This window comes from Vibrio sp. 10N.222.46.A1, from assembly GCF_041473595.1.
Lineage (GTDB): Bacteria > Pseudomonadota > Gammaproteobacteria > Enterobacterales > Vibrionaceae > Vibrio > Vibrio tasmaniensis_A.
The window spans coordinates 1-12,348 of record NZ_JBFRSN010000650.1; the positions used below are offsets into that span (position 1 = coordinate 1).

12 protein-coding genes are annotated in these 12,348 nt (G+C 42.0%); 5 read left to right on the forward strand and 7 right to left on the reverse strand.

Features of this window, described 5'->3' with window-relative positions:
* Window positions 1–151 precede the first annotated feature (151 nt).
* Window positions 152–541: a DOPA 4,5-dioxygenase family protein gene (locus AB4496_RS17640; RefSeq protein ID WP_102258564.1), complete on the reverse strand. Its 390-nt coding sequence runs from the start codon at window positions 539–541 to the stop codon at window positions 152–154.
* Between the two features lie 193 nt (window positions 542–734).
* Here AB4496_RS17640 and AB4496_RS17645 point away from each other — a divergent pair, with 193 nt between their 5' ends.
* Together AB4496_RS17645 and AB4496_RS17650 are read left to right on the forward strand one after the other, a co-directional pair.
* On the forward strand, window positions 735–1,577 hold the full coding sequence (locus AB4496_RS17645) for a LysR family transcriptional regulator (protein ID WP_102258565.1): 843 nt from the start codon (window positions 735–737) through the stop codon (window positions 1,575–1,577).
* Between the two features lie 460 nt (window positions 1,578–2,037).
* Entirely contained in the window at window positions 2,038–2,931 is an 894-nt protein-coding gene (locus tag AB4496_RS17650) for a nuclear transport factor 2 family protein (protein ID WP_009846978.1), read from the forward strand.
* A 290-nt stretch (window positions 2,932–3,221) separates the two neighbouring features.
* Here the strand turns inward: AB4496_RS17650 and AB4496_RS17655 are convergent, their stop codons facing one another.
* Window positions 3,222–5,033, reverse strand: coding sequence for a PLP-dependent transferase (locus tag AB4496_RS17655; RefSeq protein ID WP_102258566.1), 1,812 nt, complete (start codon window positions 5,031–5,033; stop codon window positions 3,222–3,224).
* A gap of 142 nt (window positions 5,034–5,175) precedes the next feature.
* Here AB4496_RS17655 and AB4496_RS17660 point away from each other — a divergent pair, with 142 nt between their 5' ends.
* A complete protein-coding gene (locus AB4496_RS17660; protein ID WP_009846980.1) occupies window positions 5,176–5,631 on the forward strand; it encodes an Lrp/AsnC family transcriptional regulator in 456 nt (151 codons plus the stop codon).
* A gap of 285 nt (window positions 5,632–5,916) precedes the next feature.
* The gene (locus AB4496_RS17665; protein WP_009846981.1) at window positions 5,917–6,924 is read left to right on the forward strand and encodes a tetratricopeptide repeat protein; all 1,008 of its coding nucleotides are present in this window, start codon (window positions 5,917–5,919) and stop codon (window positions 6,922–6,924) included.
* A 237-nt stretch (window positions 6,925–7,161) separates the two neighbouring features.
* Here AB4496_RS17665 and AB4496_RS17670 read toward each other — a convergent pair whose 3' ends face one another.
* The 5 genes from AB4496_RS17670 to AB4496_RS17690 form a co-directional block, all read right to left on the reverse strand.
* Window positions 7,162–8,685, reverse strand: coding sequence for a hypothetical protein (locus AB4496_RS17670; RefSeq protein ID WP_372131509.1), 1,524 nt, complete (start codon window positions 8,683–8,685; stop codon window positions 7,162–7,164).
* Window positions 8,678–9,277, reverse strand: coding sequence for a chromosome partitioning protein ParA (locus tag AB4496_RS17675; protein ID WP_102258567.1), 600 nt, complete (start codon window positions 9,275–9,277; stop codon window positions 8,678–8,680). Before AB4496_RS17675 ends, AB4496_RS17670 begins: the two co-directional genes overlap by 8 nt.
* A 190-nt stretch (window positions 9,278–9,467) precedes the next feature.
* Window positions 9,468–10,067, reverse strand: coding sequence for a chromosome partitioning protein ParA (locus tag AB4496_RS17680; RefSeq protein ID WP_102258568.1), 600 nt, complete (start codon window positions 10,065–10,067; stop codon window positions 9,468–9,470).
* Window positions 10,068–10,258: 191 nt separating this feature from the next.
* Window positions 10,259–10,858 (reverse strand): chromosome partitioning protein ParA, encoded by a 600-nt coding sequence (locus tag AB4496_RS17685; RefSeq protein ID WP_102258569.1) that lies wholly within the window; start codon window positions 10,856–10,858, stop codon window positions 10,259–10,261.
* Window positions 10,859–11,208: 350 nt separating this feature from the next.
* Entirely contained in the window at window positions 11,209–11,547 is a 339-nt protein-coding gene (locus AB4496_RS17690; RefSeq protein WP_009846986.1) for a hypothetical protein, read from the reverse strand.
* A 170-nt stretch (window positions 11,548–11,717) separates the two neighbouring features.
* On the opposite strand from AB4496_RS17690, the gene folK reads away from it, so the two are divergent.
* Window positions 11,718–12,215: a 2-amino-4-hydroxy-6-hydroxymethyldihydropteridine diphosphokinase gene (gene folK, locus AB4496_RS17695; protein WP_102258570.1), complete on the forward strand. Its 498-nt coding sequence runs from the start codon at window positions 11,718–11,720 to the stop codon at window positions 12,213–12,215.
* Window positions 12,216–12,348: the final 133 nt, after the last annotated feature.

Here is a 12,348-nt window from a genome sequence, read left to right on the forward strand (position 1 = left end):
TTATAAAGTCAATTTAACGACTTAATTTCGAACATAATTCCTTCCATTTTGTAGAACATAAATTAAAACGTTTTTTGTATTGGAAAGTACGGCCAATACATTTATGTCTAATGTTTTTCATTGTTTTCATCATCGATACAAATTTGGGGCTTTATAGATTCTCTAGATTTAGGTCTTTGACATCTCCCATCCAAAAAACTCTATCTTTATGATCTAACAAATCATTTCCACTGATGGGGTGAAAAAGTATCGTTAAACCTTTTCGGTTGAACGTCAACCAAGTGACTACGTCACTTAATAAATGTGGTTTAAAGTAAAGCTGACAGCTCCAACAGGGATGAGGGCCAACCAATTTTCGATGCAGTTGGCCTTGTCTGAGATCTGTAATTTCTAATGCTATATCGTTAATTACCCTTTGAGCCGTTTGCTCGGTAAGTTCGTTAAAATAAATATGTGCATGCCAACCTTTTAACCTCGGAGAAGATATTGCTTCTTGGTGATTACCATACGCAATTGGTAATTGGGGAGTAAAACTGGGCATAAAATACCTCTATAAACTGGAATTCTTTATTCACGATTAACTCGAAAATATCGTTCATTCCGGTGAGTCAATCTTTGGTTCTGTTTTATCGAGAAAGAGTATGTTACAACCTATATTATTAATACACTGCATAAGTTGAATGTTACCTATGAATACTTTCGATTACTCTACGTTGGATGGACGACTACTTCGCATGTTTATTAGCGTTTACGAACACCAATCAGTAACAAAGGCAGCGGATAGTATGGGGGTTACTCAATCAACAGTTAGCCATGGGCTTAACCAACTGCGCAAAATAGTAAAAGATGAATTGTTTGTCACTTCAGGAAGAGGCATCGCGCCTACGCCAAAGGCGGGAGAACTTATTGAAAAGGCCAGAGAAATCGTAATATCGATGCAAGCTTTCGCAAGCTCACAACAATACAACCCACTAATAGATGATAAAGTTTTTTCCATCGCAGCTAACGACTATGAAATAGAAACCGTTATAAAACCTATGTTTCATGATTTTCAGAAAGCAGCGCCGATGAGCTCGTTGCACATAGCTCCAGCCAGAACTCAACTTCAGTGGGCTTCATTACTTCGGTCTGGCGATGTAGATTTTGTTTTGTCACCAGAACTAACGAGTAACGAGTCGGATTTAATTCAAACTAAGTTGTTTTCTGACCAAGAGGTCTGTTTTTTCAATCCTCAAAAGCAAACACCGCCAACAACGATAGAGCAATATTGCTCCAAACCTCACGCCATCATGTCTTTTGAGCATTCTCACCAAACCGAGATAGACACAATACTTAAAAAACGAGGCGTGAAGAGAAAAATCGTGGCTAGTGCGCCTAGTTTTGGGGCGATAGCGTCTTTAATTAAAGATACAAATATCATAGTGACTATGCCTTCTCGCTTGTCAGAAACGTTATTTAGAGACTTTAAGCAGGTCCCCTTACCTTTTGAGCTTCCTCACTTCAATATTGTTAAAGTCTGGCACAATAGAAATAAGCAGTCAGAGCGTCATTCTTGGCTTAAAAATCGATTACAGTGAGTATTATTTGGGATTGATACTCTTAGTTTTTTGGCTGTATGTTAAAAAAGACCGACCATGGTATGAGGTTTCTGTTTTTTGAAACCAAGTAAACGCCTGTGTATTGAACCCATCTATTCATCTATTCATCTATTCATCTATTCATCTATTCATCTATTCATCTATTCATCTATTCATCTATTCATCTATTCATCTATTCAGAGTAATTATATTGCTCTGATTCGCCTTTTAAAATAAATAGTTATCAGATCCCAGCCAGTATCCCGTGACCATCATTAGATCTCGATTTAAGTAATAGACTTTACCTACCACCTCGCAACTACCTCAACTACAACTACAACTACAACTACAACCAATCGAATTTGTTCATGAGAAGTATGAATAATGCCCTATTTTTTTAATTAATTAGACTGGCTAACATACAGGTGCTCAAACAAAACAAACCTAAAAAGGAAGAATCATGTCTATTAAATCTGTTGCAATCGGAATGGCTGTTTGTCTATTTACTGCCCCAAGCTTTGCTAACCTAAGCACCATTGATGCTCAAACTAATCAATCCATTAAACTAGCGGAAGGCTTCTATGAAGATGTACTGGTTTATAGGAATTTGAACAACTTCGGAAAGTACGTTGGTGACACTTACATCCAACACGCTACCGCTTATGGCGATGGACCAGCAGAACTGATTAAAGCGGTAGCTGGCGAGTTAACTGCTGATCCTGGCGTGAAAGTAGATATCTACCGTACCATTGCAGAAGGTCCTTATGTCGCAATACACTCTGTTTGGACAACTTCAGACGGTGCGGAATATGTTTATGTTGATATCTGGAGAGAAGAAAATGGCATGCTGGTAGAGCATTGGGATCACTACCAACAAGTTCCGGAAAAATCTGAAAACAAAAACACCATGTACCAAGGGCCAGACGCGAATATCTATGATGCAACTCAAGACATCGAGCGTAATCGAGGCAGAGCCATTGCTGTGTTGAAAAGCTTTGAAAACCCAGCGGATACAAGTGCGTTAAAAAAGTATATTTCTAGCGAAACCTATATTCAACACAACCCAGAGGTTCCAAATGGTAGAAAAGCATTGGTTGGTTACCTTGATTACTTAAACAGTAACGGGACTAAGCTAAAAACGGAGATAGCAAAAACAATCGCAATGGGTGACATGGTTCTTGTTCATTCGAAGCAAATTGACCTCGGTAAAAAAGGCGATTTAGGTGTTGGTTACATTGATATCTTCCGCTTTAATAACGAAGGGAAAATTGTAGAGCATTGGGATATTGCAGAAACTCAAACTGGAGAGTCAGCCAACGAGAACGATGTGTTTGGTTACCCTAGCCAACGTTAATTGCAGCTTCATTGAGTGGAAAAAGTGCTCCACATCAGTGTTGTCCAAAAAACTACTTTTTCCGCTCATATTTGCCTTATGTTATAAGAAATAAATTACCCATATTCTACGAGTTAAAGGCTATTAGGTGATTCATCGACGCATTTTTCTAAGATTTGTTCTAGATTGGTTTATGTTATTACCCGAAACCCAAAAGGCCTCGCACACGCGAGGCCTTACGTTTTTCATTTAACGTTTACAGCTACCCTACTTCACTGACTTCTCTTGTTAACTTTCCTTACTGACCTAAGTTACTGAGTAAGCTGACTGAACTTCGGCAAGCTCTTCACAAACCTCTGGTGTACATCCATATAGGTTTGCATATAGATTTCATCGATACTCTCACCACTCGGGAAACTCGATGAGAAGTCTGCGTGTTTGCGGTCAATCGACAATTTAGCGGCCTCGATAATGTGAGCGATGAACATTCGCGGATCTTCCAAGCCGATAGAGATACGCATTGTGGTTGGCTTGATGCCTGCTTCATTTAACGCTTCATCGCTGAGCTCTGAGTGCGTGGTCAGTGCTGGGCATAAGGCCACGGTGTTGGTTTGCCCTAAGCTCACTTGCATGCCGATTGCTGGCTCAAGCATGTCGAAGAACTGTTTAAACCCATCTCGATTGATTGGTTCACGGTCGCCGTTACCTTCCATATCGATTGTGAAAAGCGCCGCTGGTAAACCCAAGTACATGTTGTTCTGGCAGTGTTCATAGTTATCGCTTTCTGGCAAAGCTGGACACGACACATTGATGTCAGGGTGAGCGTCGAAGATCTTCGCGAGCGTCAGAGTGTTGATGGTTTTCTGCACCACACGCATCTCATAGGTTTTTATGCCATTGAGCACTTCAAACGCTTTGTCTGCATCTAAGAATGCGCCTTTGATGTAATACACATTCCAAAACAACGTTTCGTTCCATGGGATTGTGGCTTCATCACCGTTAGGCTTAGTGCAAGTGACCTCTTCTCCTTTTGGAACAAACATGGTCTCGTTGCGGCCAATCACAACCCCAGCTGTTGTGGTACCAGAACCCGCCAGTTCTTTGGTGTAGGAGTGAATCACATAATCAGGCCTTTCCATCACATCATCGCGTTTTAGTACTGGATGCAACAATGGAGTCCCCACTGTCGAGTCAACAATCACATCCCAACCACGAGAGTGACCTGCTTTACTGATACTAGCAACATCTAACACGTATCCATGCGGGTTACACGGTGACTCTAGGTAGACGTAGATTTTCTTACCCGCAGCGATTCGATCCGCGTATTTATCGGCAACCTCATCAAGTCGCGTCGCAAACTCATCCCCGGAGTAACCATCCACCCACTCTACCGCGACATTCAGGTTCGAAGGCTTGCCAAACCAATCTTCCAACAGTTGGTAAGAACCGCCGTAGATATTGCGTGAAGCTAAGACAATGTCTTCATACCCAAGTAGATGGCTCAACAACCCATCAATAGCGGCCATCCCCGAGTTAAAGTTCCATGCGAGGTACTCATTAGCTCTAGAGCCCGCCTCAATATCAACCATGTGGTTAGCCAGTGAAATCGATGTTGGGTTAAGCAGTCGAGAGTAAATATCGTGCAGCGGCTCCTTACCATTAAACGCATCTTCAATCCATTCTGTACACGCAAACAAATAGGTCGCGGTACGTGTAATCACAGGGCTCGCAGAGAAAATAGCAGCGACATTATCGAAGATAGGATACGCACCTTTGGATGCAAAATTACCATTATTGGTGGCAATAGACTGGTAAGTGGCGCGCATTGGGTTTTGCAGATTGTCGAGGATCTTAGCGATCTGGAATGACAAAAAACGTTTGGCGTTAAACCAAGCGATTCGGTCGCTCTTATCGAGCTCTGAAAGGCCATCAACCGTCAATGCCCAAAGATCGAGTGTCTTGGTATTGGCTTTGTACAGTGTCGTCGCCAGTTCGATAAGCGTGACGCCGTAATCACTGTTTGGGTCGATACCAAAATGCTTGGCTTGCTCAATGGCAAGGGCTTCTGCTTGTTCGTGTTTGGTAGTTTTACGCAGCGGGCTAAGTTGAGTTGAAGTATTCATAGTTCCTAAGTCATTCCATGCTTGTTGTTCCTCCTTTAATTTTAGTTTTGTGCAGATGCTAAAAATTGCTATTTACGAAGTAAGACATACACTTTGAGCAATAATATTGCCAAACTAAATTCAATATTGATGGAATATGCCAATGGATGAGATCGATAAGAAAATACTGGCTGAACTGCAAAGCAACGCTCGGCTGACTAATCAAGAGTTGGCTGATCGCGTGGCACTGTCGCCCTCTCCTTGCTTACGCCGAATTCGAGCATTAGAGAAACAAGGGATTATTCGCGGCTATCACGCCAGTGTTGACCAAGAAGCGTGTGGCCTGCCAGTCAATGTGTTTGTGTTGGTGAAACTTGAAAAGCCGACAGAAGAGAACATGCGAGACTTTGAACAGCACATCGAAGTGATTGATGAAGTGTTAGAGTGCTTTCTAATGACGGGCAATCACGACTACCTATTGCATGTAGTCAGCGAGTCGCTAAAAAGCTACGAGCAGTTTATCCGCAAGCAATTAACCCGCCTGCCCAATATTGCTTCGATTGAATCCAGCTTCGCCTTCGGTCAGGTAAAAACAAAGACCAAGCTGCCAGTCAGGTAATGAGTGTCACGATAACTTGGGTTTAAAGACCTCTAGATCATTATCGGCACATATAGAGCTCTGTCCATTGCTACTGAGTCAGTGCCACCTAGTTTCCGCGCCTAAGCCATAGAGTTAATCGCTTGGGTCAACGTTTATTAACCAGTCTTGGTTGCTTCCAGTATATTGAGATGCCCTAGGTCTCATTGTCGTGAATTCGGTTTTCGATATCCCGAAATTTCCTTTATTTTCAAAGCTGTTTTGTTATATTCATGTGAAACATTACTAATATAAGAAATGGCTTAAATGATAAAACAAAGTTGTACTTTTTTAACGTCACTGTCGCTGCTGCTATCCGCTAGCACTTTTGCATACGATCTTGAGATAGAAGCTTTTGAAGGCGAAGAACTCGCACTTTTAAAGAACGCAGAAACGTCTAGCGATAACGAATTGCTAATGCAGGCTGCTAACCTTTTAATTGAAGATTCAATGTATGAAGAGAACTTACAACGGGGATATGAGTACATGAATCAAGTAGCGGAATCTGGTGAGGTAAAAGCGATGATTACCTTGGCAGATAATTATTACTACGAAGAGCAATACGAAAAAGCACTGGCTTGGTACCACAAAGCTGAAACCAGCAAAGACCCTTATGTGCTCTACTCATTAGGCGTAATGTATTTTGATGGTGAAGGTACACCTGTCGACCTAAAGAAAGGCAACGATTATTACCTAGCTTCTGCAAAAGCGGGGTATTCTGACGCTATGTATCAACTCGCATTTTCATACGATGAAGGTCAAGGCGTCACTCAAGACTTCTCCAAATCTGCGTATTGGTTTGAGCAATCGGCTAACTTAGGCGATGCAAGTGCTATGTACAATTTGGGTATTTCTTACCTAAATGGACAAGGCGTTGAAAAGAGTTGCTCTAAAGCGATGCAATTATTTAGCAAAGCCATTGAAGAAGATGAACATACACTTTCTTATGTGAAGATGGGTGATATTTACTCTTCTACGCGATACAAAAAACCGTGTGGTTTCAAAACTACAGACGCAAAAAAAGCATTAGAGTATTACACTCACGCCGCAATGCAGGGCAACGATTATGGTCAATATTCCGTTGGTTACGCCTACCGTAATGGTCACGGTACATGGAGCGATTTTGTTAAAGCGCTAGCATGGTTTGAAGTCGCGCAGGAATACGGAAACTCGGATGCAGAGAAAGAGATAATCGACGTGAAACAGTACATGTCGAAAGAAAACATTGCCGCAGCTGCGCAGCTTAAAGACTCTTTAATCGAAGATATCTGGTAAGGATAGTAACGACTCTAATTGTCATGGACTAGAACACTTCTATCCAATTACCCGTTAGAGATCGGTTTATTGTAACAGCCTCAAAACTAAGGCCTCACACACACGAGGCCTTAGTTTTATCTATCGAAAGGTTGTCCCCCGACTCCACCAACTTAGCCGCTTTCATCAACTTTTCATTAAACTGCTTTGGTTGCTCTAGCATATGGACATAGCCTGAACCTTCAACGTAGCTAGTAATCAATGGCCTTGACAGAGATTAGTAGGATGAAAACTTTGAAAAGGTACAGCATAACGTGCCGACACATCATAGCGTCCAGACAAATGCTGAGTGACTAAATACTGACGTTGCTCCTCATTATAAAAGTGTTGTGTTGCTTCTAGTTCAATAGCATCTCCATCCCCAGCACAAATGAAATAGTCGTCGTCCATATCTCGAAATGCTATTGGGGTTTCATCTACCAATCCATATCTATCGGTCATCTTTCTTGACCTCCAAATATCTTTAAATGTACCTAGCTCAAAGCGTTTTAAATTTCGCCATTGTACGAACATATAAGTGTCTTGCGAGGGAATCGATGGAATGTCATTCATTGCCTCGTTCGGGCTTTTACAAGTATCAAACAAAACCACAGCATTGTTCTCAACTCTAAATGGCAATCTATCTTCATCTTGTATATAAGAATCCACCGTCTTCTTAGGCCAAGATTCATTTTTCGGGCTGAGATAAAAAGAAGGAAACCTTAGGTAAGACCCAAAATCATCAGTTTTATTAGCGTCAACAATTTCATAAACAGGATTATCATGAAGTGAGTCATAGCTCGCACTATAATCGAACTCAATTTCAAACAAAAAATCTTCCATCTCGGGTTTAGTAAGAGACGTGAAAGCTTTATCGACCGACGCTTTGATTTTCTCAATGGATTTGGGGTGAGTGAGGTAAATAGGAATGAGTCCGTGTCCAGTAATGTCTAATTTACTCGGTGCTATCGTGGTGTTGGGAGGCGGAACACTGCCTATCCCTGTAAAGTTAAGCAAATTAATCACAAGGTCTGAGGCCGATAAAATATAATCACTGTCTGGGCTAAGGGTTGGAGAAGCGGGAGCGATGTGAACGACGCGAATGTTATCGGCACTGTAACCGTATTGAGATGTAACATGCTTGTACGATTCGTTTACCCACAAGTTCCCTTGTGAATGCGCGATGTAAATGAGCTTTTTTCCTTTCCACGTAAGAGAGTCATTTAAAAGATGATGCTGCATTCTAGTTTGGCTGGTTTCGGGGGCATCAATAAGTGATGCTAGTTCTTTTAAATATGTCGTGATGGTTGCATTGATGGTTTGGTTTGTGAAGTCAAGAACAAACCCAGCAAACCAAGCAAAAGTGGCGCTGATTTTTTGGATGATAGAGCTGTTTTGCCTACCGCTCACAATGTCCCAAAACGCCTCCCACCGGTCGAATTGTTTCTGCTCTAACTCGTAAGTTCTTTGGTCAAAGGTTTCAGCAAAATCAGCCAGTACGTTAAGCCCACTTCCGTCAATATAAGAATCGTTGTAGAAAAGCTGGTATTCGACAGACTCACCGTTGTATTGGTTGATATCTATAGTGGATTCTAATTCATCTCGACCGTCGTTGGCTTCGTCTATCGTTGTTGCGACCCCGTTAAAGAAACCTATGGTATAGCCTTCAATTTTACAGGAATTTGCATTGGCGTTAACGGAAAGTAAGGCACTAGCCATGAGTATTATTGCTTGTTTATTCACAATATTTTGCCTCTGCTTTCAGGGAGGCACTTATCGCGCCGTCTTGTAAATGGCTATAAGTAAGGTAGGCCATGGTGCGTGCTTTGGTGTTGTAGGTGAGAGCTCTAATGGTTTTTCCTGTATTTGTTCTATCTCTGACTGGAATGCCAACAAACTTCTTACAGGCGATAACTTTGTTATATTTATTACCCATCGCCATTGCCTTGTCGATATTGGCTTTAGTCTTTTTCGAGAAGTCGTGGTACAGGTTTTCTTGTGAGTAGCGAGCGTTTTGTTTTAAGGCTTTTCGGATTGGCTCGGTCACTTCTAGCGCATCAATAAACGCCTCAATGTCATCGCGGATACCATCTTTGTTTGCATCCGTACCAGTAAGAAAGTCACTGCGGTCAAGCATGGGTTCAAAGCGCTCATATAGCAGCCTAAACTGATCATCGATTGTCGGTTGTGCCTTTAATTCTGCGACTAGCTCAGGTGTTTTCTCTATGTGAGAGATGACACTCGGTTGTTCCACTGCAGTTGCGTTTGGCTCATTCGATTCTTTGCACCCCACAATTAACATCATGGCTAACGTGTAGACTAACCCATTTTTCATTTCTGTATCCCCTAGTATTTCAAATAGATACCAGAGAATACGGGCAAATTAACTCCCTGAATAATAAAGAGTTTGCATAGGGGCATAACACACAAAAATAGGAAGTTAGATGCTCTTACCCTCCGCCTTTTCTGTGTTTCAAAAGAGGGTAAAAATATCAATTAGGGGGAGGTTTGAACGGGTGACTAGCTTATTCACAATACTTTTCCTCTGCTTTCAGAGAAGTACTTACAGATCCATCTTGTAAATGATTATAAGCTAAGTACGCCATAGTACGAGCTTTGGTGTTGTAGGTGAGAGATGTGATTGTGTTGGAGGTGTTTATGCCGTCATCAATATCAATTCCTACAAACTCTTCACAGGCGAGGACTTCGTCGTACTTGTATGAAATTTCGAGGGATTTTTTGATGTTAGCATGGGTCTTCTGTGAAAAATCGTGATAGAGATTTTCTTGTGTGTAACGGGCGTTTTGTTTTAAGGCTTTTCGGACTGGCTCGGTCACTTCTAGCGCATCGATAAACGCCTCAATGTCGTCGCGGATACCATCATTGTTTGCATCAGTACCAGTGAGAGAGTCGCTGCGGTCAAGCATGGATTCAAAACGCTCATATAGAAGCCTAAGTTGATCATCAATGGTCGGCTGTGCCTTTAATTCTGCAATTAGTTCCGGTGTTTTCTCTATGTGAGAGATGACACTCGGTTGTTCCACTACAGTTACGTTTGGCTCATTCGATTCTTTGCACCCCGCAATTAACATCACGGCTAATGTGCAGACTAACCCATTTTTCATTTTTGTTTCCCTAGTATTTCAAATAGACACCAGAGAATACGGACAAATTAACTCACTGAATAATAAAGAGTTTGCATAGGGGCATAACAAACAAAAATAGGAAATTAGATGTTGTTACCCTCAATCTTTTCTGTGTTTCAAAAGAGGGGAAAAATATCAATTAAGGGGGAGATTTGAACGGGGTGACTAACTTATTCACAGTACTTAGCCTCTACTTTTAGAGAGGTACTTACGGAACCATCTAATAGGTGGTTATAAGCCAAGTAAGTCATAGTGCGGGCTTTTGTATTGTAAGTGAGTACATCAACGGTTCTTCCTGTATTTATATTGTCATCAACATCAATACCAACAAATTTCTTACAAGCGAGAATTTTGTTATATTTATGGCTAATCGCTAGTGCCTTTTTTATATTGGCGTTATTCTTTTCACTCCAGTCGTGATAAAGACTTTCTTGTGCCTGCCGAGCCTCTTGTTTTAAGGCTTTTCGGACTGGCTCGGTCACTTCTAACGCATCAATAAACGCCTCAATGTCATCGCGGATACCATCATTGTTTTCATCAGTACCAGTAAGAAAGTCACTGCGGTCAAGCATGGGTTCAAAGCGCTCATATAGCAGCCTAAACTGACCATCGATTGTCGGTTGTGCCTTTAATTCTGCGACTAGTTCAGGTGTTTTATCTATGTGAGATATGACACTCGGTTGTTCCACTGCAGTCGCCTTTGGCTCATTCGATTCTTTGCACCCCACGATTATCATCACGGCTAATGCGCAGACTAACCCATTTTTCATTTCTGTACCCCCTAGTATTTCAAATAGTTACCAGAGAATACGGACAAATTAACTCACTGAATAATAAAGAGTTTGCATAGGGACATAACAAACAAAAATAGAAAGTTAGATGTTGTTACCCTCCGCCTTTTCTGTGTTTCAAAAAAGGCGGAAAATATCAATTAAGGGGGAGGTTTGAACGGGGGTTGGCAGTATATTATCACGAGCTTCTGGCCAAGTTATTTCGCTCGCTAAACAACACATAAAAAAGGCCTCGCACACGCGAGGCCTTAGTTTTATCTACAGAGCAGCTTATTCGCAACCAATTATTCGATTAACCAATCAACCGCTCCAAACCCACTGAATAATATTCAGTCCATTCGGGTAATGAAGGTTTGTTCGTCATCGACAAAAGCCACATAGTCGCCGTGATAGATAAACACTCGACCTCGCCCTTCAACGATACACGCAAGCTGTGGGTTCAAATCTTCGTCAAGATTTTCACTTTGATACGTGCCGGTATCGGTGATCACACCGCGGAGTTTAGGTAAAAATCCATAGCTGCGCTTGGCTTGATCAATCAGGCTCAATTCGCTGGCGGTCGAGAAGTAAGATGGGATTGGACCTGCATCTTCGATAAACATAGTTTTCAGTTCTTCAAAAGCTGTAATCACCAGCCAGTCGATGCCGTTAACGTGATGGATAAACATTGTCTATAAATACCTAGATTCTCGATAATTCTGATGCGGGGATTCTATCACTATCAGACGCGATTTGCGGCAGAACCGTATTTTCTTTTGTCCTCCAACCTCTAAGAGGATACATAGCTGATCTTCCTCGCGAGTTGGACGTATAGGCTCCTTAAAAGGAAGGAAATACTATGGCCAACGTCTATGTCAGCATCGGAAGCAACATTAACCGCGAACACCACGTCACAGAATCTCTCAAAGCATTGAATGACCGCTTTGCACCGCTGCACATATCTAATTTCTACGATTGCGAGCCTGTCGGTTTCGAGGGGGACAACTTCCTAAACCTTGTCGTTGGGTTTGAATGTAACCTTCCTGTCGCCGAACTGATTCAGGTTCTACATCAAATCGAAGCAGAGAATGATCGCAAGCGTCAAACCAAAGCCTATGCTTCACGCACGATGGATATCGACATCCTTCTTTATGGTAATCAAGTAGGCATGATCGATGGCGTAGAGCTACCCAGAGGCGAAATCACCGAATACGCATTTGTACTCAGACCGTTAGTCGATGTTGCCGCGCAAGAACGCCACCCCACTCTAGACATCTCATTCCAGCAGCTCTGGGAAAGCTTTGATCAATTGAGCCAGAAAACCGAACCCATCCCTTTCGAGCTCAGTTTCACTTAGCCTTTCCATGACTGAAAAAAGAACGGCTGCAAAATGAACGACTGAACTCTTAATCGCCTGAGCTTTACTGATCTTTTCTTAAAACAAGCACGTAACTGACTTCACTTTCTAAGGATTGGACACTGTTATGAAT